Annotated in this window: 14 protein-coding genes; all 14 read right to left on the bottom strand. The window is 44.1% G+C overall.

Annotation, left to right across the window (positions count from 1 at the left end; genetic code table 11):
• Positions 1-6: 6 nt before the first annotated feature.
• The 14 genes from QP794_RS20805 to QP794_RS20740 all read right to left on the bottom strand — a co-directional run bounded on the left by QP794_RS20805 (position 7) and on the right by QP794_RS20740 (position 25,553).
• Entirely contained in the window at positions 7-4,650 is a 4,644-nt protein-coding gene (locus tag QP794_RS20805; RefSeq protein ID WP_285078686.1) for a hypothetical protein, read from the bottom strand.
• 45 nt (positions 4,651-4,695) lie between these two features.
• Positions 4,696-10,593, bottom strand: a complete 5,898-nt coding sequence (locus QP794_RS20800) for a hypothetical protein (protein ID WP_285078685.1) — start codon at positions 10,591-10,593, stop codon at positions 4,696-4,698.
• Between the two features lie 101 nt (positions 10,594-10,694).
• Positions 10,695-11,828: a hypothetical protein gene (locus QP794_RS20795; protein WP_094936924.1), complete on the bottom strand. Its 1,134-nt coding sequence runs from the start codon at positions 11,826-11,828 to the stop codon at positions 10,695-10,697.
• A 16-nt stretch (positions 11,829-11,844) separates the two neighbouring features.
• Positions 11,845-13,764, bottom strand: a complete 1,920-nt coding sequence (locus QP794_RS20790; RefSeq protein ID WP_285078684.1) for a hypothetical protein — start codon at positions 13,762-13,764, stop codon at positions 11,845-11,847.
• An 11-nt stretch (positions 13,765-13,775) separates the two neighbouring features.
• Positions 13,776-14,186, bottom strand: coding sequence for a hypothetical protein (locus QP794_RS20785; RefSeq protein WP_285078683.1), 411 nt, complete (start codon positions 14,184-14,186; stop codon positions 13,776-13,778).
• 18 nt (positions 14,187-14,204) lie between these two features.
• Entirely contained in the window at positions 14,205-14,621 is a 417-nt protein-coding gene (locus tag QP794_RS20780; protein WP_072735265.1) for a hypothetical protein, read from the bottom strand.
• On the bottom strand, positions 14,621-17,746 hold the full coding sequence (locus QP794_RS20775; RefSeq protein WP_285078682.1) for a M23 family metallopeptidase: 3,126 nt from the start codon (positions 17,744-17,746) through the stop codon (positions 14,621-14,623). Before QP794_RS20775 ends, QP794_RS20780 begins: the two co-directional genes overlap by 1 nt.
• A 14-nt stretch (positions 17,747-17,760) precedes the next feature.
• Positions 17,761-19,125, bottom strand: a complete 1,365-nt coding sequence (locus QP794_RS20770; RefSeq protein ID WP_285078681.1) for a hypothetical protein — start codon at positions 19,123-19,125, stop codon at positions 17,761-17,763.
• 100 nt (positions 19,126-19,225) lie between these two features.
• The gene (locus QP794_RS20765; RefSeq protein WP_053784469.1) at positions 19,226-19,876 is read right to left on the bottom strand and encodes an S-layer homology domain-containing protein; all 651 of its coding nucleotides are present in this window, start codon (positions 19,874-19,876) and stop codon (positions 19,226-19,228) included.
• 14 nt (positions 19,877-19,890) lie between these two features.
• On the bottom strand, positions 19,891-21,519 hold the full coding sequence (locus QP794_RS20760) for a hypothetical protein (protein ID WP_285078680.1): 1,629 nt from the start codon (positions 21,517-21,519) through the stop codon (positions 19,891-19,893).
• The gene (locus QP794_RS20755; protein ID WP_285078679.1) at positions 21,516-23,696 is read right to left on the bottom strand and encodes a hypothetical protein; all 2,181 of its coding nucleotides are present in this window, start codon (positions 23,694-23,696) and stop codon (positions 21,516-21,518) included. The genes QP794_RS20760 and QP794_RS20755 overlap by 4 nt, the downstream gene beginning before the upstream one ends.
• A 67-nt stretch (positions 23,697-23,763) precedes the next feature.
• Positions 23,764-23,919: a hypothetical protein gene (locus QP794_RS20750; protein WP_236703702.1), complete on the bottom strand. Its 156-nt coding sequence runs from the start codon at positions 23,917-23,919 to the stop codon at positions 23,764-23,766.
• Between the two features lie 200 nt (positions 23,920-24,119).
• A complete protein-coding gene (locus QP794_RS20745) occupies positions 24,120-24,605 on the bottom strand; it encodes a hypothetical protein (RefSeq protein ID WP_285078678.1) in 486 nt (161 codons plus the stop codon).
• Between the two features lie 126 nt (positions 24,606-24,731).
• Positions 24,732-25,553 carry a hypothetical protein gene (locus QP794_RS20740; protein ID WP_285078677.1) on the bottom strand — a complete coding sequence of 274 codons (822 nt, stop codon included), beginning with the start codon at positions 25,551-25,553 and terminating at the stop codon, positions 24,732-24,734.
• Between the last annotated feature and the right edge of the window lie 233 nt (positions 25,554-25,786).

Here is a 25,786-nt window from a genome sequence, read left to right as displayed (position 1 = left end):
CTTTCATTACGTGAATAGCCAGATACGTTTACCGATCACACACATCTTGGGCCTTGCTTTCCAAACTTCCAGCAAGCACTTGATGAGTGCTTCTACACACTGGTCTCCACCTCCACCTTCGCAGTAAGGAATGACATAGACGTCATCGCAGATCCAGTTGGTCAGTTCCATCCAGTCCAAATTCGCGTATTCATAACTCCGCGTGCCAGCTTCCTGTAGTGAGGTGAATACCCATTTGAATTCATGTTTACCTTTAGTAACCGGATGTGAGAAGGTATAGTAACCACCCTCTTTGGTAAATGTTTTGATTAACTCTCCGTCTATGAAAAAATCCAGCTGACAATCAAACGGCTCAGGTACCCATACCCATTTTTCGTAGGCTTTGAAGTCATGCAGACGGAAGGTGGTCAGATAACGCCTACCGGTCACTTCGCTAATCTTTCCTTTCTGATCGGTAGTGATTACCACTTTATATTTACTATAGGGTTTGGGAGCCAGGTCATTCAGATTAAAGCCACGGAAACCATTGCCGTAATACTTTTCATCTAGAAGTACCTTTCCATCTTCTCTAGTAATTTTCACTTGCATATTACTATTATCACAGCCGCCCATCCAGATCGGTTTGTTATCCCATACTTCAAAGTGAGTCACTTCAGCCCAAGAAGGATCAACTTTGATAATGTCATCAATATTCAGTTTCCCTCCCCAGATCATGGCGCCATCTCCTGGACATCCTTGTACAAAACGAACTTGAACTTCATACTTCCGCTTCTCATCTGAGGTGTTTTCCACTTCAATTGTAATCAATGTGTCATCTTGATTCGTCACATCTCGGGAGTGAAGCAATTGCCCTTCTTCGAAGGTATCAATAACAATTTTAGTCCCCGAACATGCTCTGCTTGTGTTCTTGTATAATCGAATAACGTCTAGCCATGCATGACTCCCACCATCTGGTGCTGAAGTGTCCGGGGGGGTCCATGGCTCTTGGCCAGGGTGTGGAGAATTGCCTTCACTGAACATTTTCCCCTTAGCATCAATACAGTAAGCAGGCCACCTCTCGGAAAAACTGCCTTGACTTAATGTAAACCCGCCTGCATCAAGACCTGTGGCGTTGGTTGAAGTTTTATCTTTATTGAGGGTATATATCACTTTATATTTATGTCCTGGCTTTAATGAAGGAGGACTGTTGATATACTCGCTAACTCCTTGGCCATTTTCAACGTATATTTTTACCGGATCAAATTTATTTTTGGCGTCTGTTAAATCAAACCACTGCACGTTTACATAAGTCGTTCGATCCACTAAGACTGGATTAAGCAGTTTATTTTGATTCACACCATCAGGATCATCAGTACGAACCACAAGGTCTTTGATGGCTGCATAATAGTAATGACCTGCTTTTCCTTTTTCACGCCCACTAATAGTATCAGTAAGGCCTATAATTAATGTATATTGACCAGGTTTCTCTACTGTAATTGGAATAGAAAATTTTTCAGCATTTTTCCACTGTGTTCCATCTATATTTTTGCTATGAAATCCTATTTGGTCTCCATAATTATCATTACGATCAAGAATCGTTACCGCTTGACTTTCTTTATCTTTAGGATAATAAGCAACCCTAAATCGCCCGGCTTGAATTGAATTTTCCAACAAATAACACAAATATTTGAAACTAATATCAAATGATTCAACACAATAGAAATTAAAAATTATCTTCTTGGTAGCTGGGCCAAATAAACTATATTCCCGACTTCGAGGATTGTTACCAGAAACATCCAATGAGTAATAGTCCACTGCATCATCTGATTTAGAAATTTTCTCAGCACCCTCATATTTAGCCTCTTTATTATTAAGCACTCTCTTCTCAAACACTCTTCTTTTGGTCACCGGATAGACTTTCAGTAATTCAGAGAAATTAAAATTTCCAATCTCGGGGGCAGTAAAACTGCGAACAATCGTTGATTTTTGTTCTAAGCCCCCTACTGCGTATGCCTGACCAGAGGATGAGAAAACTTGCCCCGTATTGGTTGCATCCCACTTGGCAGCTTGTGGTGAATTTCCTCCATATGCTTTTTGCCCATAGTTAATATTATACGTTTTTGAACCTGCTGGATAACACTTCACTCCATATGGATCTTTCTTTGTACCACCTTGCTGGTCATTTCCCGTACCTGTTCCAGTAGAAGTTCCCGAGCCGTTTCCAGAATCACCTTCTCCGTTCTCTGGAGTATATTTTTTACCGTCTCGGTATCTCCATCGGAAATGATGATTCCCCGAAGGTAGAGGATACATACAATTGGTTCCTTCACGGTCATTCGACTGGCTTCCTGTCCATACGGAGATACCATCAATTTGTAGTTCCAATTTTTCTCCGGGATCAAATAGCCCTCCATATTGCCAGCAGATATAGCCAGAATTGTCCAAATGCGCTTCGAAATCACAGATAAAATCCTGATCATGCCCCTGTGCCCACATGACCCCATCGCCGTTCACAATTTTCTTCCACTCCCAATTTCCAGAAAATCTCAATGCTTCATGATACTTTCCTTCCTTATTAAACAATTCTTCGAAAACGTTAAAATCTCTTGTAATCCCCTTGTCTGGATTGTATGAAGAGTCCATCGCTGGATAGATACGCATATGCTCTTGAATACTAAATTTAGCTCCGGGATTTAATTCTGCATTATATCTAATCATATCACCAGATTTTTCTGTTCTAGCTCCCGCATCGGTTACATCCCATCCACGTGTCACATCAACGTACGAACCTAGATCAGTTTTAGTCCGATAAGTATTGCCAGTATTGTTCCCATACGTAAATAATTTTGCTATGTTATCGATGTAAGGCTGCTCAGTGAAATGATCTCGAATATAGAATTGAATGATATTTGATCCTGTCTCTAACGGAATACGTATCTGCTGCCCCTGGCTATGCATGGTTGAATAGTATTCAAGCATGCCATTTACAGTCACCTCGAACGATTCCGTGGCACGTAATTGATGAGAATAACTGAACAAGAACCAACCTTCATCTTGCAAGTTCACTTCGGTTTGAGCAATCATATCCCCTTCTACAGGATCATCCAGCCGTAATATATACCCTGCTCTTACCCATTGCGGGCTGCCCGACATCTGCCACTGATAATTCCCAATCCCTTTACCATGGAGTGACGCTTTCCAATGATCAATCTCATACGTTGGACAAATGACTTCAACTACACCTTTTAAATCTACAGTCGCCTCAGGGCCTGTTACAAGTTCATATTCAATCTTGGCTTGATTGGCAGTTGTTTCGGCATATTCCTCATTGAGAATCCACTCTACACCGTGTAAAGATTGAGCATGACTACCATGCCTGCTTTCCCCATACTGAGTTCGGGATTTGAAAATGTCATCAAAAAACAGTTCATAATCTTTAGTTGGATAAGATTCTTCGTCTACTCCCATGTAGTAAGCAAAAGAAACTGTACCATCACATTCATTGTCCAAATTCATTTTCATCGTTTTACTTCGCTCTTCATCTGTAATGAACTGAGCTTGAAAGTGGGCTTGTGCAATGCTTTGTGATGACTTTACATACCAATCACTATCCCCTTGCTCCCCATCCAGTTCAATATCCAGAGGAGCGGGCGGCTTGCGTGTATCCACAATCTCAACCACTTCAACATCCTTGATATAGATGCCATTGTTTTGCCATACTTCAGGTCTCATTTTGCGAATCAGCCAGTCGAACTTGTACATCTGTCCTGGCTGCAGCGTAAACGCTGCTTCCTGCCAACCGCTATTCTCGCTCCATTCGCCTCCGACTTGCTGCCCGTTGATATAGAACAGCATGCCATTACCGCGCTTGGAACTAGCCAAGTACTTGAACCTGATCTGTCCATAACGCTTCACACGCCAGTTAAATGTAATTTTGGAGGAGTTTCCAATTTCCAGAAGCCCTAGATCGAGCTTCAATATCATTTCGGAACCGGATTGTTCATTTTTACCTACCGAGTGAACAGTCACCCATTCCTGATCCTCCGTCGATGAGACATATCTAAAGAAATCAGGAAATTTATTTGAGAAGGGTACATCCTTTTTCATCGAAAAGAGCGGTATCTCATATACGGTAGCATCAAAATGATTGAAGTAATTTCCACTAAAATGATGGTAGTAGGGTGCCGGACAGACTGGCAATGACACACCTTGATGGCTTCCTCCAGGCTTCTGTGCATTTTCAAGAATCTTGTGAATACAATCTTTAATCATTTGCAGTACCCGCTGATATTGTGTTTTGTCTGGAGGCTGCTGCTGTTCCACCCACCATTCAATCCTGCGGTACATATTCCATAACGCTTCGCGACATCGCACACCCGCATACCATGACTTATCTCTCAGGTATTGCTCAATGATTTGATCAATACTGTTCTCTAGCGCATCCAATTGAACCGTCTGCCATCGTCCTATTTGACCGTAACCTGGATCACCCAGAATAGGGTTATTTTCTTCACCATGCCGATCGGTTTCGCTCCTAGGTGCATTGGGACTCTGCGGTAAATACGCAGGGTTATTAGGGCTGCCGTAACTTTCGTCCGCAATCTTCGCCCTCATATTCGCGAACAATACACCTTTCTGTGACTTGGAGAACAAACCAAATGTATGACCCATACCAATCACCTCCCAATCTCTCTATACGACAAAAAGAGCACCGAGTTAATCGGTGCCCGTAAGATCATATTGTTGTAATTTCGAGTCCGTGTAGATCTGGAGCTTGTTTTCCATGACTGATACGGACAATGTATACCATTTATTCTTCTCCCACTTAAACGGTTGCATCGGAGAACCTACTGCAGTTGGATTGCCAGCAACGATTTTATATAACTGCATCGGTGTCCTCATATCCAGGCTGTTATCACTGTCTCCTCCGTGAACCATAAACATCCAATAATTATTTTCATCAAAGTATTTGAATAAAATCCCTGCACCGTCACCATCCGTGTCCGTATCAACCTTGAAGTCAACGGAGAACTTGTAGGTCTCTGCCAGAAAATTATTACGATACCATCCACTGATGTCCTTCGAATCTTCTTTGGAATAAAACTTTCCAATCAATCGGTCCCGATCCCAATCACCCTTACCGAATTTGTTCCAGTCATCAGACTGGGATAGCTCCAACGCATCCATATCCTTGGAGTAAGGATAGTATACATTGAACGGATCATTCGGATCGTAGTCCTCTGGTACGCCCAAGCCTCCCTCCCAATCTTCAGGATCCATCCCTCGATCCAGCAAATCATCTGAGTAATCGAATATGAGTCCCTGTGCCATCGTATCCATCATCGGTATGTAAGCATCAGCGGATTCACGGTGCGCCACCGGATGATCAGTCAGTGTGAAGCTATCACGGGGTTCCATCTTGGCTTCATGATAAATCTCCATTAGATGAGTCGTTCTCTCAGGAAGAAACGCGTGTAACTGTTCCAAATATTCTGCTCTCTTCTCAGGCCTTTCAGCGAAAATAAAACCTGTGATGACTTGAGAACAACGTTCCTCAAATGAGGCCATGAGCCGATCAGGATCCTCAATTTCAGACAGTCTGGCATTGGCAATTCCTGTCGGCAACTCTCTCTCTATGCTAGTTTCCCGTTCCTCAGTTATCCCTTTAAAATCATTCTTACTGAGATAACCTGGGTCTATTAACTTGCTGCCAAAAGTCTCGCCATCATTAACAATGTAGCTTGTATATGGAGAACTATGTCCGTAGCTTACCTCTGCATCTGAGAAAGCAAACCTCTGAAATGTCGTCCCATAAATTCCGTCGAAATGGTCTCCGGCTCGTTTATCTGTAACTCCACTCTCCATCTCATGTGAATGACCATGTCGATCGGCTTTCCTTGCTGTGACATGCTCCCAATCGAGAGTCGCGCTTCTTAACAGGCTCATCCCAGCATCCAATTGATGGTTATAAGCTTCATAAGAAATTCTGGAACTGATGAACGAATCCTCCTCAATGTGACCATCTCTCGTTTTAAGATAAGCATATTCACTTTGGATTAGGTCCAGCTGCTTATATTGGAATCCAACAAGTTCCATCTCCAAAATGGATTCTCTTAGCTCTTTGTTTCCGTAAAACATGTCCTGATCCAGCGATCCATTTCGCAGTTTCATTACATCATCGACCATCTCATGGGTATGTGCCCATCGTTCACCTTTCCTCCCGAAAAGGTTGTCATGCTGGAATGCTGATCTACCCTCTTTATTTAAATCAATAGTTTGGATCAAGTCAGCTTCTTTACCATTCTTCAAGCCGACAAGCTGTGAATGAAGCAACGAATCTTTGGCATTTTTCAATCCGAAAATATTTTCTTCCAAATGTCCATATTGCGGTTTGTCGGCCAACAGATTCTCTTCCATATTGCCATACCGGGGCTTATCCGCTGAAAGCACATTCTCGATCGCTCCGTACTTCAGGTTAGTCCCACCTACAACTTCAACAGGAACATCACCGTATTTCAAATTCGTTCCGCCAACAATTTCTATAGGTATATCTCCATAGCTGAGGCCTGTGCCCCCCACCAATTCCACTGGGACATCACCATACTTCAGATTTGTACCGCCCAGTGGCAATACAGGATCAAGGTAACCATATTGCGGTTTGTCCGCTACGAGTTGTTCTTCAAGATTAGCAATCTTTTCTATAACGCTCTCTGTTGTCTCATGAAGGTAAGCATCCTGAGTATTCTTGCAGGCAAAGACAACATCATTATCGAAATTTATAGCATCTCTATACAGATGAATGGAAAGTAGGGACTCCTCCATTAAGGCTATACGTGTACCCTTCGATCCTATAACCAAGGTATCTTCCAGTGTCGAATCCTTTTTACCCTTTATCGCTTCATAAATCAGTTCAATGAAGTCCGCATCCCTAATACCTTTGCCACCGTACATAGCCTCATCATCCAACTGGGTGAAGCGTAATTTAACTACTTCACTCTCAACCTCATGGACTGATGCATGTTTCATGCTTCTTGTGGAATGGTTTTCTTCAAGCATGAAGGACAATCTGTTTATGTTATCCGAAATGATATCAACGCTCAATTGGCCCTCGCGTTTAATTGAATCAGCCAACAGAATATCGTCAAGGTCAGCAGTTTTCATTTCTGTAAATGCCAGAGATACCTCATTTTGCAGCATACCATAAAGATCTCCCCGGTTCCCTACAGGAGCGACACTTTCCAAAGTCGATTCCCAAGTTTGGCGCATTCCTGCATTAAACTCAATATCCATCGCACTTTCCCTTGCCCACAAGGAACCGAATGTATTTCTAATCTCTGCTTCTCCATCTCGGGATTTTGCGCTGCTTATGGAATAATCCTCGCTAAGCAAAGACGGTCTCCATATCAATGTAGCCAGAGAATAATCTATATCAATAGCTGCTTGGCGTGGTTCAATCCATCCAATAGAATAGCTCTCATTAAAATACAACTGTCTAATCTTGGCTGTACCTATGGAGTACTCTTCAGTAAATAGAGCTTCTCTTGTTGGAATTGTTCCCATAGCCTCATGTTCTTTCGAATATCCCTCACGAAGCACTGGTGTTCCAATGAGATTTTCAGTGTTTAAAAGCATCTGGCGCAAGTTCGTGCCACCCAGTGTGTATTCTTGATTGATGATTCCATAACGGTCGCGGGAAGCCCCACCCATATTGAATTCGGTATGATGTACACTTTCACGATTTCCGCTGGAACCCATGACACCATAATCGAGAGTCGCTCCATCACGTTCAAATTTTGCTCCTGGCGTATACTCGGCAGAGGCTTGTCCTCTACGTTTAACCTCACTTCCCTCATACGCCGGATCGTCTGGATATAATCCCCCGCCTGGGATCAGGTAGCCTAATGGATCTTCAGCCTCAATAATAGCCGGCCTTGCATTAAAATCTGCCCCATAAATGACTTCCGTAATTTCGCCATGCAGATTCTCCTTCACTTTTACTCCCTCGAAATCGTCTGCCTCTAAAGTGGACCTACGTCTGTTCATTTCAGCCGATAGGGATTCATCTTCAAGTATTGTTTCACTCAAATTTTTCGATGCTTCTGCAAGTTCCTTCCCAATAACACCAATCTGAGATTTCTTCGAACCTTCGAAATTAAAGGAAATAATACCTGACCTTGCTCCTTCTTTGTCAGCTGTCAAGATCCCACAGTCGATTAACGCATCTATCCGTTCCCTAACCCCAATCAGGAAATTTTCGTCAAAGTAACTAGCAGCACGATCATCATTCACAGCCTCCATCATCATTTCCAGAATGACAGCAGGACTGTTCTGCAAGATCTCCCCAACGATGAATTCCTCGTCCAGATATCCAGGGTACGCTTTATTCCCCAACCAGCCTCCACCAACCAATTTGTCCAAAAGTTCGTCTCGAATCATAGTTGGCCGACCCATATCTCGAATAGACTGAAGAATGGCTTCCATATCCATCTTCTTACGATCTCGGTGAGATTCAAGTGGTTTATCTGTTAGATGCAGTTGCTTCTGATTATCGTTCTTTCCAAACGTTTTTAAATTTTCGAACAGGGAAGGACGTATCACTTCTTTCTCAGCCAGATGTTCCTCAAACTCAGGTAACCATAAATCATGGGCCAGCGCTCTCTCTGCCGTTGTTAATTCTGTCTTGTAACCATTAAAGGATTTTTTTCTGTCTGCACTTTCCTCAATGTTGGGTATGAAAAGTTTCTTTTGTTCTAATTTTGCAGTATGGAATCTTTCCTCGATATAGGTTTCGAGCTTACTCTGTCTTTCACCTAGAGAAAGATTACTAAGTAATTCAAGAGCCTCTACGAACACTCGTTTACCTATTGTACTTTCCCTTTCCACATACCCTGGAATTTTGCTGATTCGTCTGCTTTCTTGCAGATCTCTGAAAACGAAACCATACTCTGTACTTTCGCGGTAAGCCTGATCCGCATCACGATCAACAGTACTTTGCACCACATAAATCCGTCGAGCCTCAGGGCGCTCATATTCAATATACATGCTCTTCAGATAAACTCTCTGAGCAGTAGTCAGATCATTTATGATGTTCATATCTTCAGCATGACTTCGAACAGCCCATGGAAATTGCCTTTCCACATCGGTAATTGACTCTATATCCCTTTTGGCGAAAATAATGTCCGATTCTATAGTTGAAGGATGTTTGTTTATAATTCTGTGAGCTTTAATCGGATGCCAGAGAATATCACTTGGACGAAGTACTGGCTCATATCGATATCGATCACGGCTGCTTTGACCGAGATCATCTTGGAGATGAAGTCTCTTATCGACTTGGCGTACACCTCTTATATCCGTATGGAGAAATGTCGGGTATTGACGGTCCTTCAATTTGGCAAGCACATTCTCATGAGTCATCATCTCATACTCAATGTCGCGAGTAGCTTGATTCAATTGTGACTGGAATATACTCTCTTCAATGTCCCTGAATGCTTGGGCAATTTTCCCCGTGGTCTTACCACTAAATGTAGTCTCTCGTATAGCACTACCCAGTGTTCGCATGAGAGCCAGCTGGGAAGTGTTATACACTCTTGTACCTTGAGGGCTCGTCCGATCAATATGCATATACTTTATTTCCTGAAATCGGCGAATAAAAGCTGTAGACATTTCTGAAAAAATAGATAACTGCTGGTCATTGTAGATCCTCGCCCCGATGATGGTAGCTTCCTCGCTAAATGTCTCCTTACCGCTCTCCCTTAGCCCAAGCAAGTCCTGATACAGAAGCTCTACATTTTGTCTGCTCACCTTCTGAGACTGAATACTCTCCCCGAGTACTGTAGTCCTAAGATTATCTTGGAGTGCTTGCAACAGAAAATTGTTCTCCGTTGATCGTTCGATAATCTTCTTCACTTCCTCGAAAACCTCTGCCACATCCATATCCGGTTTATCATTTCTGACGGAGTGCACTAATTGCTTAATCACCAATTCGGATTGACTGTCTTCCTCTGCGCTATCTGCATAGTCGGCAATCATCCCAAAATTACTGACCCTGAAACTGATTTTGCCGGGCTCCAGCTTGTCCAAATTCTTTACAAAGTTACGGGTAAGACCCAAATTCCGCACAATTTTCAGCTCTTTGTCGTTATCCACCCGCCAGCCTTCTGTCATATCTTCATCGACGGCTGATATTTTCTCTTCATTTAGCCTATGACCTTCTTGCCGATGATCCATCTCCAAAGCTTCAATTAACGCAGATCTCTCCATCTCAAATGAAAAATCCATAATATTGCCTTGCTTAGTTGTCGAGCCCGATCCTTCTGAAGAGCGAGGTAGAATGCCTTCTTTACCCTGTTTGGCATCACCCAGCACAATAAACCGTTCTTCTCCTTCAAGATCCTTGCGAATTGCTTCCACAAGTTGATGATTGAACCCATGAGAAATCGATCTTGCCATGTAGAAATCAAGCATCAGGACACTTGGATAACGGCTGTAAGGCATATATATAAATCGATAATCCTCAGGCCTGCTTCCTGTGGTTCCAACAGTGAACAGGTAGCCGTACTGAGTTGTCGTATAATCTATTACGGTAAAATCGTACTGGTTAACTACTTGACTCACGTCACTGCCCCCTTCCAATGAAAAAAAGGGAACCCCTGAGTGGAGTCTCAGAAAGTTCCCTCTCACTGAATCTATACGATTCAGCTTTCATTCAGTTCAACTTACAAGTAGCGTACTTCCTTCAGAATGGCCACGCCCATGCGTTGGTTGGCAGATAGATTCATAAAGTTCTGTGCTGTATCTGTATCGAAGTAACGATACACTTCTTGGTTCCAAGACTTACCTTCCACATCAATGATCAACTCATCGAGGTGAAGGATATTATGCTTCGTAACTGCAATACAGTTATCGAATTGACCGCGGTAGCCCTCATAAGGGTGTACCACATAGATTGGAGACAAGTGATATTTGGAAGTCCATTTCGATGCCTGGAAGCCTTGTGGTTCCAATTCCAGACCTGTATCCCCCAATTCCGGATCAAGATAAGCTTTACCTTTCGGTGGAGCTTGTGTAATAAAGGAAGGGTAATGCTGCTGGAATTCAATACCTGATTTAGTTTTCAACATCTGAAGTGTGTTATTACCTGCAGAAGTATATTGACCATAATAGTATGTTCCTGTTTTGGCAATCTGAGAAATATCGGGTTCCTCAATCACGGCACCGGCTGTGAGCATCACATTACCGTCTACATCATTCAGGTTGTATTTGAACGGTTTCAAGGCACCTGCATACAGGAAAGATTTTTTGTAATCAAGGAAGTTCACCGCAGGGTCTGCAACAAGAACCATCGCCAAGCGATTGTTCATGACATTGACATACATATATACAGGTTTCTCTTTATTTCGATCCGTTGGTGTATAGTTTTCCAATGCCCATTGATAAAGTACCGGATGACCTGTCAGCTTGAATGTAGGTCGGGTTGTAACCGGTAATGTAGTTGGCTCACTGCCCTCGAGTCCTTCAAGCAACTGTACAGTTAGAGTACTATGCTCTTCATAAGCCGGAACAGGTGCAACGACTCGTGGTACCAAAGCGTGATTGATGAAGCTAACATAGAATTTTTTGGTGATTGGAGTTGCTTGAGTACCGATCGTCATAACTCCACGAAGGATGAGTTCCTGAACGCGATCGTTGCTATCCTTTTCCTCATAGAATACTTCCCACAGATTTTGTTCCTGGGTCTCACTCGCAGTTGACTCAAAAGGGAAGCTCTTAAAGCCCGTGACTTCCTCTTTCAGTTTTGTCAACAAGTCCTGGGAAGTGGTGATTGTCTCTACATATTTAAAGTTTGCCATTGTATAGTAGTCCTCCTTATTTTATCTCTTTCAAAAATGCAATGGTAATAACGTCTGGTGATGGCGAATGCTTGAAGAGGTTCAACGGGCTCTTGATACTGAAAAATTTATAAACTTCTGTCCATGTGCCCAGAGAAGGGTTAGACTTATCTTTCAAAATCTCTGTATCTACGATTAATTCATCACGATTAACCAGATTATGATCGTAAATCGCGACCACACCATCCATATATCCCCGATACCCCTCAGCCTGATGAACAAGGTAGATTGGACTGGCGTGATACTTTCCTGTCCAGAGGGACTTCTGGAAACCGTCCGTATCGACAACAAGTTTGGACAGCCCCGGAGGAAGCGTACCGACAGAAGGGTAATTCGGGAGATGCGAAATAAAGGCCGGGTAATAACGTTGGAACAGGACATTACTCCGTGTCTTCAACATGGACATGGAATCCATGCCATTTGAAGTGTACTCCCCATATTTGGCGTACAGATCCGGATTAAGGTCGGTTAAAATATCTTTTTTCGTATAACCTGTCATATCCGTCCGCAAATCACCCATACCAACCGTAACCCCGAAGTTCCCGCCATGGTCAAAGTCATTGAACGGAACAATTTTGCCTATGTATCCAAAACTTCGATAATAGCTGTGGATATTCGGTGAAGGATCACCTTCAAGAACAACGATAACCCGATCATTATTTACCGATAGCGTGTAGGCTACCAGGTAATCTGGTCTGCGTTTTTTGTTAGGCAGCCAAGACGTTGTAGAATCTCGCCCATGGAAAAAGCGAGCCGCCGGGCTGACAATTTCTGTTTTCCCGTCGTAGTCCAACTTCCACTTCGTGGATGGTGGGATGAAAGTTTTGACAATCGTATCAGTATTCCACATCTCATAGATTGCTTGTGCTTTGGCTTGATCTATTACTATAGGCGTTAAACCCGGTTTAACCGTAGCTGGATCACAAGCCCCTGTATATGTGGTCGACGAATCTCCACTTGCGTTAATACCCTCAAAGTCTTCGCCATAATAAATGTTAATGTAGTTCCAGTCATTCGTAGGTTGCTCAAACATAACGGAGTACTCTCGAACAGGAATTCCTGTGGGTACCGTTGGTGTACCTTTAACTACTACTCTTGAAGGCACATCATTGACCGGATCAGCAGTATAATAACGCTCAGTAAACGTATATTTGGATTTACTAGGCTCTACGAGACTGTTCTTTAACGTTGTCCACGGACTATAATAATCGTAATATCTCACATACTCCCACTGATAAGCCGTCTTCAGCGCATAGTTCCAATCATCTGGAAGTTCCGTAACCAGTTCGAATTCATTCCAGTCATCCAAATAAACTACCTCACCGGTACTAAGAGTCTGTCTCTGCTTTACAATATACGCAGAAACACCATCAGGTTTAGTAAGATCTGTAACCAAAATTGCAAGCTGATTAGGAACATCTACAAAAATAGTAGCCCCCAACTTATCAGTATAAGAAAACTGAACGACCTGAATCTTTCTTCCCGTCTTGTAGTTACCATAATCCTTATCTCTTACTTTAGGAACTTCGCTGCCCTCTACAACTGGATCCCAATAAATTGACCTTACTTCATAGAGAAATCCATCTTTTTCAACAGCAGGTGTTCCATTCTTGAATTTAAGTTTACTGTAGTCAGGAATTTTAACCACGTCATACAAGTTACCATCCGTATGAAGGTACTTCCCTTGAATGTTAGGACGAGTCTTTGGGGTGTATGTTACCCAATAATCTTGTTCAGCCTCATAGACTTTTTCCCAACGATTTGCGTCAATCCCGCCTTCTACTCTGGGAATGTCAGCACTCACAATTTCATCGGCCAACGTGTTGATCAGATTTTGTGCTTCCGACTCTCCGTCAATATAGGCGGCAAAGTTCGTCTGCGGTTTTTGCAGTGCCATCGTCACCCTCCTTATCTCAAAAATTTGATGTTGTACCAGACCGACTTGGCTTCAGCCACCGCGTTGAAGAAATCAAACTTAATGGTCGTTCCCGCCGGAATCGGGTAGACAATTCCGAAACTGTTACCCATGGATACCGACTCAGGAAGCTCCTTCGCATAGATGGTGTGGCACACCTTTTCAGTTCCGATCGTCAGTTCCCAGTAATCGCCGACACAGTAGTGACTCGCAGCAAACGCAATGCTCAGAAACTCCGTGTCATACGCCAAGGTGAACGTATCGGACTTGGTGGTCTTGGCCGCCGGAATGTCCAACATCTGTCCCCGAATGAATGGGATCGTTTTTTTACTGAAGTGTGGGTACGGCAGCTCGCGCACTTTGTCGATGACGCCACCCGCGATGTAAGAAACATTAAATGCCATGGAACCACCTCCTAAATGCTATATACGATTTACGCTCGTTCCAGTTAAGCGTCCTTCGTCATCATAATTTAGACCAATATTGTAGGTGAACATCGACTCTCCACTTGGATCAAATGTGCGGGCAGTCACCTGTGTTAACCTGAAATACTTGTAGTATTCATAATCCGGGTGGGAATAGCCCACCCCGGAAGGAAAGTCTTCCTCTTCCTCAGAACCGAACTTCATCCAGATCGAAACCTTCCATTCCGATTCGTAGAAGAGGTCTGCTCCAGTCACCCTGTCCGGGTCCTGCATGTGTTCCCGATATAATGTAACAGAAGGTTCCCCCTCAAGAGGAGAACTGTTCGAATTTGAAGTACTGCTATACTTGCGTAATTCCCGGTGGATTAGATCCAGCACAGGAAAAACAATATTTTCATTCACGATGCCGGCCATTACACCATCACTCCCTTTCTTGCCCACATCATATCAATGACCTGAAGCATGCCCCGATCCACGGAATAGCTTGTTTTGATACTTTTAATCGTGTATACAGAGCGGGTGGTAGTCGTTTTATCCGTCACGATAACGTTGTCAAGCAGATCAAGAGCAGGATTCGCAGGAATGGATACCTGTAGCGTACGGCACATACGTTTCATATCAAAAAAAGCTCGCTCTGCCACCTGCCTCTTGGCCTCAACCGTCTTCGCCCAAGGAACCGCTAGCACCATAGTTCGGATCTCACCTTTGAGTTCGAGCAAGATCTCCTTGTCCACAAAACTGCTTTGTTTCTGATTCGAGTCGATAACCACGATGTGACTTCTTCCTCTGGACCAATCCGTCGATTTGGTAATGGAGATCAGATTGTCATTCTCGGAAAACTCGGCAACGACCGGTTTGTCATAATTCAAGCGCTCCAATCGGTATGTACCATAACGGTCACAGTAGCTTCGATAAGGAATCTCCGAAATAATATCCTGAACGGCTTCCGTAACTTTGGCGGACCATTGCTCAAACGTTTTGCCATACTCCTCAATGAATGGATTAAGCCATCCATTGGGCGTAAGTACCGTACTTGCATCCTTGACTTCAAACTCACCCTCCTGTCCCGGTACCGGAACAATGACTCTGCCCGTCTTCTGATTCACCTCAATCAGATAGGTCTCGTCGATCACATAGTCAGGATAAGAGCGATCCTCACTGGTTGCCCTCCACCCCACCATACCTGCATGTTTAACCAGATCTAGTACAACCGTGGATTTAACCCAGGCCGGCTTTTCAAGTTCCACAGGCTGAGCTGGTGTCGGTGTAACCGCCGGTGTGGATGTAGATGTAATGGTCCAGCTTGCCGGGTCTGCGAGCATCTCCTGATAAAAGGTCCATACCTTGTTCACCCAATTATCACGATCTTCACTCCAGATCATTGGAGCGATGTCTCCTCCATTATGGAAATACAGTACATCCGCCTTGGAAGTCACTTTCTTCCCTCTGGAAGCCAGTGCTTTGGACATCCGTTCTGCTCCACGTTTCATCTGCTCCTGAATACCTTCGTATTCCTTCTTAGGGATTCCGTATCCAAGAATAAAACTGCCGTTCTCTTCCTTACCCATGCCTTGTGTGCCAAGTACGGTCTCATGCTTGCATATTGCAAGCAAAAATTTGTGATCCGGTACACCATAAGTTGCAGCTTGAGCTTGGGCAGCCTGAATAATGGTTGATGTCCGGTCCGTCCCTACCGCTGCAGGCGGCACCGGATCCGGCACATTATCAATCTCATCTACCTCTGGATAAGCTTTTTTCTCCGAAATGACTTTCTCGATAATGCGCTTGTACATATCTCGAGCCGTGATCTCCAGGGTAGAGCCCTCACCATTAATGTCGACTTTGTCGATCAATCCGGTAAATACCCGCATCATATGCTGACCGTAGCCCATGTAAATGCGTATCGGTGTGTTTTCACTCAGAACTCCAACATGGAATCCATTGGCAAAATAAGACCATGGAGATGGGACGCCCCCAAGCTCGGGAAAATGGGCAGGATTATAATCCGGGGAAAAGAATCCTCTGGGATTGGAGATGGTCAGCCGTGCTTCCCTGGCTTCAGAGTCAAACTGATCATCAATTTCGGCACTAATGATATTGGGAAGAACTTGCGTGTCCATATAGACAAAAGATCCAACCTGAATAACATCCGATTCTGGCCTATTGTTCATGACAAAACCTTCATAGCTATTCGTTTGATAATAGCCTTTGGACGGATCAAGTCCTTCTTCACTCTTTTGATTCTTCAACTGAGCAGGCAACAACTCTTGTATACGAATATAATCAATGGCGAATTTTTTGTATTTCACCTTCGAAGCAGGAACCGTGCCAGGTGGAACAGTGGTGTTTTGTTTGCCCCCATAAGTCACCTTAATTTTGATGCTTTTGGCCTTTGCGGGGATCACAATATTATTCAATTCCGTTAGTTTGGTCAGGTCATATGCCCCGGTGAACTTATTGACATAAGCATACGTTTTACCATCAATCACCACAGCGAAAGAATCCCCTTCCGCTTCACTAAAATTAGTCCCCATGCCAATACTAAGAAGCCCTTGAGTAGGCATGCTCAGTTTAGTCACGTTAATCTCAAATTCGGCTACCGCGGCTTTGCCTTCAAACGTATATAGCAACTTGCCTCCCGAATCAAACAGGGTCCAGCCCGATTCAATCTTGGCGTAATCCGAAAATTTTAATCCGGTTGAATAAACGCTTTTCTCATACCAGTTCCGTTTATCAAATTTCTCATTCAATTTAATCTCTCCTGGATATCCTTCAACCTGAACCGGCACTACATCAGTAAATGTTGTTTTCGCATTTCCGTGCAGTTTGCGCTGTCCGCTCAGATATAATCTGGGATTAACCGCCTTACCACCTTCTCCGGTTTTCGTTGTTGGATTAACCCCTTCCCAAATTTCAAAATGTAGATGTCTCCCTTTACCCGCTGCACGTTCAGCAGCAGAAACCTTATGGCCATTGGTATATACGCCACCCGTATTGCCTAGTGTTCCAATGACCGCCCCTTGAGCTACTTCATCATCCACCGAACAGAGAATTTCTTTCAAATGAAAATATTTGGTAATAATACCATTATCATGTCTTATATTCACGGCATTACCGGCACCTTCTGTTTTATTCAGGGATATGCGGACTACTTTTCCCGCCCATGCAGCCAGAATTGGCGTTCCGATCTGCTCCCATAAATCGATGCCTCGGTGAATTTTTGACGCGCTTTTACGAGGAGCACCAAATTCATCTGTAACCTCGGTGGTAATCAGCGTTTTACCCTTGATCGGAAAACAAATATCCTGGGCGGTAGCTTCGGTCGAGCCATTATAAATTCCGTTACTCGACTCATCCACCCAAACGGATTGTGTACTGATGACAGGTACTAGCTCAGAAACCATATGCCTGAACTCTTCTGTCCGTCCCGGGATAAATGCCAGCCTGTCCACTTCAACCCGGATATTGGGAAGTGCTCCTTCCCCCAGCTTCAGACGCTGGGACAGCACATTCATAACCTCATCCGAAATTGGAATCATATATTATCTCCCCCTTACTTGAATCGCTCAATGGTCCACTTCATGAATCGGTCCAGGAAGGCCACGGCTTCAGCCCGTGTCATAGCAGAGTTACCCAAAAACCATGTCTCATCCGGTTCCGTACCACCTACAGGTCTGCCCATATTCGTTACCACTGCTGCACCATCCACCTTTTTCTTGATATTGATGCCTGCAATCAGCGGATCATTATTGGCAAATGTTTCGTCTTCCATTTCAGAGACAGCCATTTTCCAGAATGCATCCTTGTTCTGTACGACTCGCTCATCTTTGTTCTGATAGTAAATGGCCGAATCTTTTCCGACGTCTGCGAACCTTTCGCTCACATCCTTGAGATAATAGAAAGTCACTTCGTCGCCTTCTGAGAAAGGTTGATTGAAGACAACCGTATGGTTGTCAATTTCCGAATAAGCCGGAGTTTCTTGGACTTTATCTTTTTTTTCTTCTTTGAATTTCACTGTAACTTTAAGTTTATTTTTACCTGCTGGATAATTGCCGTTAAGTCTAAACACCCGTTGTCCCTGAAATGCCGTAATAGGCTCATTTATACCCGTCGTTGGTGCTTCCTTGTCCGTAAATCTGGCATAGAATACCTTGCGTAGCTTGTTAATCAGATGAAAGGCTTCTCCCCGCTGTATAATCGCATTAGGAAAGAAACAGTTATTGTATGCCGGCTTGAGGGTTGTCGCTTTAATGTCTTCACTCTTGAATTTGAATGCGCCACCGCTATTCTTCGTCCAATAGTTGAACTTACAAGTGACACCATTCAGATTAAAGGGAAGAAACACTGATCCCCCAGGACTGACACAATAGACATCTGTTCGATAACCGATTGCCTTTGTTGCAATTTTGGTTACTGCCGCTGCATCCCCCATGGTATCTGCCCATACCTCGGAAGGAATACTGAGTCTGCGAAGCGGCTGCCCTGCTGCATACAAATATTCCTGATGATTACGACTGAATGGATCGTAGAAATATGTCGTCGCTGCACTAAGTGCAGCTCTGGGCAGATCTCCAGTCCAGGACACGGGTGGCCTCTTCCAATCACTGTCCAGCAACGGTTCTCCATAACTACAGAAGGACACCACCTGACCTGCTTTCACACCGGTATACAACTCTACATCCGTTAAACCCTTGCTATTGGTTTCAGCCGTTTGGTAGATCGTTTGAACACCATCAATAAACACATACAGTGGATTGTTATCTGTCGGCTTGATCAGAACAGGCAGACTAAATGAGGTTTGCCCCACTTGCCCCTTGATTTCCTCATATACAAAAGGCTTACCCTCCTCAAACTTGTTATAGTTGATCCCCGCAACAAAGACTTCACCATCTTCCAAAACCATATTCGTGGCTTCCATAACATCGTTATAGAACCAGTCCCCTTCGTTTACATCAACCCATTTTCGTATGATAAACACCCCCTATCTTTAGAATAGACAGAAAAGAGAGTAGGTCACCCTACTCTCGAATTGTTCGTTCCAACAGACGCTTGGTGCGCATCAGGAAAGTAACAAACTCTGCTCTGGTTATAAAATCTTCCGGCCTGAAGTATAGAATGGGTGTGCCGTCCAATTCTGTTACAACAGTCAGCCCCAAATCAGCCATGCGTTCAATGGAATGTCTTGCCCAGTGATTCTTACCTTCTGTCGTCTGTAAATCCTGAAACTGAACCGCACTCTTGCGGTCATATCCATCTTTTTTGATCAGGGTCATGGTCAGTTCGACCTTGTACCCTTTCTGATCTTTATCCATCGTATCCTGATGATAGAAGATAGGGTCGACTTTGATGGACTCTACAACACCAACATAAATATTGCCCTTTTCATCATAAAATTTGTGCGTCCAGCCTACGTACATGGCGTAGTCATGATAGGACTGCTTGTCTTTAAACAGGATGTTAATGATGGACTTGTACGAAGACACACCCATCTGATGGAAATGCGAGGGAGCATTAATCATTTTAATTTCCCTCACTTGCGGATTGGGCGACGGCGAAGAGTACGGATCAATAATCCGACCCATCACAGGTTCGAACTTCATCCCTGTATCGACATACAGCTTTCTTTTATACCGGTCATTAACTAAGCCAAACGGGTCTTGCTGTGACATATCAGATGCCCTCCTTACCTAATAAAAGATACGGGATAATTGCTCCCCATTCTTGCACCGACATTACTAGCCATCCTGTTTACGAGACCCGGGTTGTTCTGCCGTAGTGTCTTATCCAGTGACGACGTCAGTTTCTCCACATCTTTTGTACTGCCAGTCATATTGTCGATATTCACATGCACCGTGACATCGCCCGCCCCAACCATCACACTTTTATGTGTATTGTTTGTCGTCATATAATCAAAGTAATCCATGACTTTAAGTCCTGCTGGAATGTTGAATGTAGATATAGGTTTATCCATTTTTTTGCTGATTTCGGCCAGATTCTTGGACTGTTCTACACCCAATGATTGGATTTGTTTAAAAATTTCCATATATTCATCCGAGCCCGGTTTAAACACGCCACTTTTCAGCAAATTCTGCCATTCTTGCTTGATCGAACTCATTTGTGAGTTCAGCTCAGATGCACGAGATTTGTTCAATGCAATCAATTCTGGTGCATCTTCCTTACCGCCATTGGCCGCCAAGAGATCGTACATTCGTTTGTCATAATCCAACTGTGTCAGCTCAAGCTGATCATTCATCTTGCGTCTGAGTTCATCAATTTTACTGTTTTTAACACCGTTCAGTTCAAGCTCTGATTGTGCCTTTTGCTGTTTCTTCTCATTAATCTCCAGACCGAGTTCGTCTTTTTCCTTGCCCTCAGCCATCTTGTCATACGTCTTCTGCAAACTAGCAATCGCCTTATCAAAAAACTTGATATTTTCTTGCAAATATTTCTCCATCAGAGCGCGCATCTGTCCAGAATCCTCGCGGACACCGCTAATTAACAGACGGGATCGAGCAACTTGATAATTCGTTTCGTTGTCACTTGTTGACTTGTTGAGCTGACGATTGATCTTGGCGATCATTTCATCAATGCCATTGCTTTGCGGCTGAGGTGTATACCCGTTAGCAATGGTACCCATTCCGCCAGCAGCAGGAATGTACTGAATCTGAGGCTGCACATATTGTGGTTGAGTGTTCTGCTCAGGCGCCTTGCCGGACTCCTTGTCCATTTGAAGCTGGGACTCTTTTTTCTCTTGCTCGTAGTTATACTCTTTGGCCAACTTTTTCTCGACCGCATCTCCGCCATTTTCAGTCCACAAAGCTTTGAATCCATCCACATAATCGCCAAACTTGTTATTGGTAGCATTGTCTCCAAATACCGTACTCATTGTCCCGGATATAGCGGCATCCATCCCCAGGTTAAGTCCCTTCCATACTTTCCCTATAAAAGATGACTGCTCCACATCTTTGAATTGTTTTGCCAGCTCTTCCTTGTTTGTAGCCCGAATATTCTGCTTCTCCGCTTCAGACTTGCCCATATTGCTAAGCGGATCAACAAGGCCTGTAATTACATCCATGGCCCCCATTGCAACACCAAGCCCTGGTACTGCTTTTAAAGGTCTTAAGAACCTTGAGCCGGTTTTCACTAATTTCGAAAGTTTTCCCGGTGTTTTAATCCCACGTGCAGCACGCTCCGCATTGATAGCACGCTGAGTAATCAAATTACCTTGTCTATCTCGAAGAATATTTCCACCTTCATCACGAGTCGGGGCATTGCTGTCAAAAAATGCTTTACGATTGCCTGTCTCTTTCATGTCCTTAAATCTGGAAAGTAGGCCCCTTTTTTTGGTCTTTTGATTTCCTTTTTGGAATCGCCCCCCGGATTGAATTCATCCATTATCGCATCTTTCATGACATCCTTAATCAGGTCTTCATGTCGAGCCACAAAGGTTTTATTCTTCGCTTCATCTTTATCATCTTTTGCAGCTGATCCGGCACCTGCACTTCCCGTACCCGGAACGACCAGTAATCCTCCAGAAGAGTTCATCATCGCTGCCAATTGAGCCTGCTCAAGCTCCTTCAATTTGGAGATATATGCCGCAGCATCCATTGATCCCTGTCTGAATGAGGCATTCAGGGCATTCACTTCACCTCTTAATTTGGATAGCACATCATTTAACAGAATCGATTGTTTGCGCAGTTTCTGGATCTCGGATTCGTAACGCTGAACATCGGTTGAGCCATAAAGGAACTCGGCATTCAGGAAATACAACTTATTTCGAAGCTCCACTGCATCCAGATCCATATCATCCATCGCCAACATCAACATTCTCGCTTGATGTTCAAGCTGAATAATCGCTTTTCCGTTCTCATCCAACTCACGGCTTAGAAATTCAAGACTCCGTTTTGTCTTCGCAATCTGTTCATCGAGTGAATCCATTTCCTCACGCAACAGACGAAGTTCCCTGCTTTCGGCCTTGGCTTCCTTCTCCGCTTGGTCACGTTCCCCTGCGTGAAAGGTGGAAGCTGCTGAATTCCCATTCTGGATTGCCTGCTCATAGAGTGATTGTTGTTCATCTCGTCTAGTATGTAGCTTGAACACTTCTTCTTGCTTGGCAGTTGCCCTTGTCTGTATCTCCGCTTTACGGGTACCTTGAGCACGAAGACGGTTTTGCTGTCTTGCCCTTTCCTGCGTTACACCCGCACGGTGCACATCGGCAACTCCGATTGGGTAGGATGTGTTGCTTCCTGAGCTTTCGCTCTTCACTGTACCTGTATCACCCATACCATAACGTGTCTGTTCTCCTTTGTTCATCACATCGGCGAACTTGTCCCAGGCCACTTGAACACCTGCTTCTTCCATAATCCGATTAATCAGTTCCATATGATCTGAAATACCGCTGGCTTGGTCTCCAATTAATCGCAAGAACGAAATAAGATAGGTCTGGAGCCCAGAAAAATCCTCTTTTAACCCCTTCATGGCTTCATATGTAGAGATTTGGAATGCAGTACGGAACTGGCTTTGACGAAATTGCAAGTTATCTTTTGTCTCTGTCCGCGGAACCATGGAAGCTTTATTCTCGTCAACTGTCTTTAGTTGCTCCGTAAGAGCGCCAACTGATGCTTGATCCTGAGCTAAACCACCATTCGTTGAATGGCCTTTCTCCTGAAGAGACAATGAAGACGTAGCCATGAAACGGGCAAGAGCATCTTCTTTTGTTACTTCACCATCACGTTCACCCGATGCAGGCACCGTTTGTTGCATGGCCTTGATCAGATCCTGGATGTTTATCTGTGAGATAGTTGCAGCCTTAAGCATCATGTCCGTCACTTTGGATAGATCATAACCACTCAGTTCCCAAGCAGAGGAAATACCTTCCAATCCCGTAGTAGTCTTCTCTACATCCACATTGTCAAACGAATTCAACTTGGCGACTTCTTTAGCAAAGGCTGTGGCTTCCTCAGGATTATCATAGGAACGGGAACCAATGCGATATGCGAGACCCACATCCTCCTGATCCATGCCATGCTGCAGTGCAATCCGTTGCAGGTCCTTGACGATCCCGTCTGTTTGACCTGTCTGACCTGATGATCTGATCTCGAAATTTTGATTGGCCTTGGTCATCTGGTCATCCATTTGACGTGACGACTCAAGTGATTCCTTCAGCATAGTGGGTGAGTACCCTCTGGCTTCGCCTGAGGAGATATATTTCATCATGTTGCCCATGGAGTTCAATAGCTCCTGTGAACCAGCTTCCGGCAGATCTTTCATTTCATTGAAAGCCCCACGATAAAATGTCTCCAAATCTTTGGTTAACGTTGCAATCATTTGGGACTGCATATCGTCCCTCATCTCTTCAACACGCTGAACAAGGGATTGAATGCCTGATCGATTTCCATCTTTCAGGTCTGCGGTTTGGATATCAGACTGTTCCACATCCGTTAATATCTCTTGGGTTAAAGAGTGTTTTTGTTCTTCTGTATTAGCCAAATTCATCACCACCTTTATACATAAATCCCGTTCTACCTTAGTGTAGGCAAAACGGGACGTCTCTCACTTATCCTCCAAGTGCTTGTGCAAGCAAACCGATGTCATCCTCGGATATTTCTGTGTAGTCCGCGTCATCAAAGGTCCGTTTACGTCTAATACTTCCATCTTCCCCAACTTCCTCTTCCCCTCTGCCGCCACCGAACATGCGAAGAGGTGCCGTCATTAATTCAACCTCAAATTGAATATATTTCTCGGCTGACTTGCACAGCTCCGCGACCTGAGGGAGTGTGTACTCCCAGATCTCCCACTTGTTCAGCCCACAGTGCTTGTGAAGGGTAAAGAAGATTTCTCCCCAGTGAATTGGCTCTTGCGTTTCCTCATCACGGATTTCGGTTCCCTCCAGAGGCTCACCCTCGGCGCGTTCTACTTTTTTAGACCATTTAGACCAATGAGCATATCAATGACTTTTCGAGCCGTATTTAAATCAAGGTACTCATCCAGATATTCTCGATTAATGACATACTCACCCTGTTCATCTTTGGTCACAATGTGCGGATAGTTTTTAAACGCCATAGCCAACACATCAAATAAGTCCTGTTGTCGTTTTGCATCCAGTTCATCATTCTCTGTTGGAATAAAGTTAAGAATAATGGCGTCGATGTTCACCGTTTTCAGCAGTTTCATCAGACGACGTGCATCCTTCAGGTTACATGGCGGGATGCGGTACTTCCGCCGATCACGCAGTGTTATAATCTCATCATCTTCGAAGAATGCCCGTTCAGCAGCTTCGGCTTCCTCGGGGGTTACCCGTTTATTCGCCGGATCATTTTTGATTCGTTCGGCAGCTTCCTCGTTCAATTGTTCCGCCAGCTCACGCTCAGCCTTTTCCTGTTCTGTTTCCACCATCATTAGAACCTCCCCTGAACATTCTCTCCCCTGTAAAATAAAGAACCTGGCAAGGCAAGGGTCTGTGTAGGGGAGGACACAGACACCGTAAAATACCTTGCCAGGAGCAATGGAACATCGTATAAGATCTTAGATTTTGCTTGGTGCGCTAAAGCGTTTGATGCTTCCCAATTTGCCATCTGCACGTTCAGGATCAAGAATCTGCAAGGAAATCGCAGACGCCGATGCTGCTGCGCGCTGAGCATTGATGCTGAATGTACCTTTGGCACGGCACATGTACAGTTCGGTTTCAACTCCTGCAAAAGAGCCATCTTTTTGCTGGAATGTACCATGATGAATCACAGAGATTGGGAAAGGCACTTCGTCAACCAGCAAATCAACCATGTCTACCACTTCTTCGCGTTTGTAGTTGAGCACAATTTCTTTACTGATATGCGCAGCGTTCAGAACTACAACATCATTTGCTTCATCATAGAAGAATTCATCCGGTGCCACAGCTGCAGCCTTCGAACTAAGTTGTTTCAGCAACTTGTTAGAGTCTTTGAGACGAACCGTAATATCTCCGTTATTTTCATAAATTGAACTTGCATATTTGGGTTTGACTTCAACAAATCCGGAATTATTTGCGCCAGTAGTTGCAGTATCCTGCTCATTCAAAACCCATACGTAGGACTTCACTTGTTCCTGTACGGTTGAACCCATCATCAGCTGAATCGCATCCAGATCGAATTTGGCATCTGTAGCAGATACTTCAATGGACTTCGACTTCACCAGTACGTCGATGGCAAACAGGCCATCACCACCAAAGATGTCCTCCAGCTCTACATTGAGGTCAATTTTCAGATCTTGCAGGGTACCTAGTGTAATTACTTCAATTGCACCCAGCGGGTCTGTAGGGTAACGCTTCGCCATGAATGTACCTACACCTTTGATAATCATTTTTTTAGCCATTGAACAGTCCACTCCTTAGATTTGTAATATCATTATTTAGCTACCGAGACTTACATGAGCCTGCGGCTGGTCGAAGGATTGAAAAGATCAGAATTTCTTTCCTCCAAGCAGTTTGGCTGGTGGCTGTCTCTGCTTTTCATAGTGTAGAACGCTAATCTCATTCCCTAACACATATCACTGAATACGTTGAACGAAAGTTTAAACGGGATTTCTCTGCAAGCTGAACAGCTTCT

It is taken from the genome of Paenibacillus sp. UMB7766-LJ446, from assembly GCF_030226665.1.
GTDB lineage: Bacteria > Bacillota > Bacilli > Paenibacillales > Paenibacillaceae > Paenibacillus > Paenibacillus vandeheii.
This window is presented reverse-complemented; position numbering and strand designations above follow the sequence as displayed.

Coding starts and splice junctions, on each gene's coding strand:
- QP794_RS20805 (WP_285078686.1), bottom strand. CDS start 4,650: ATGGGTCATACATTTGGTTTGTTCTCCAAGTCACAGAAAGGTGTATTG.
- QP794_RS20795 (WP_094936924.1), bottom strand. CDS start 11,828: ATGGCAAACTTTAAATATGTAGAGACAATCACCACTTCCCAGGACTTG.
- QP794_RS20790 (WP_285078684.1), bottom strand. CDS start 13,764: ATGGCACTGCAAAAACCGCAGACGAACTTTGCCGCCTATATTGACGGA.
- QP794_RS20785 (WP_285078683.1), bottom strand. CDS start 14,186: ATGGCATTTAATGTTTCTTACATCGCGGGTGGCGTCATCGACAAAGTG.
- QP794_RS20780 (WP_072735265.1), bottom strand. CDS start 14,621: ATGGCCGGCATCGTGAATGAAAATATTGTTTTTCCTGTGCTGGATCTA.
- QP794_RS20775 (WP_285078682.1), bottom strand. CDS start 17,746: ATGATTCCAATTTCGGATGAGGTTATGAATGTGCTGTCCCAGCGTCTG.
- QP794_RS20770 (WP_285078681.1), bottom strand. CDS start 19,125: ATGGAAGCCACGAATATGGTTTTGGAAGATGGTGAAGTCTTTGTTGCG.
- QP794_RS20765 (WP_053784469.1), bottom strand. CDS start 19,876: ATGTCACAGCAAGACCCGTTTGGCTTAGTTAATGACCGGTATAAAAGA.
- QP794_RS20760 (WP_285078680.1), bottom strand. CDS start 21,519: ATGAAAGAGACAGGCAATCGTAAAGCATTTTTTGACAGCAATGCCCCG.
- QP794_RS20750 (WP_236703702.1), bottom strand. CDS start 23,919: ATGACGGCACCTCTTCGCATGTTCGGTGGCGGCAGAGGGGAAGAGGAA.
- QP794_RS20745 (WP_285078678.1), bottom strand. CDS start 24,605: ATGATGGTGGAAACAGAACAGGAAAAGGCTGAGCGTGAGCTGGCGGAA.
- QP794_RS20740 (WP_285078677.1), bottom strand. CDS start 25,553: ATGGCTAAAAAAATGATTATCAAAGGTGTAGGTACATTCATGGCGAAG.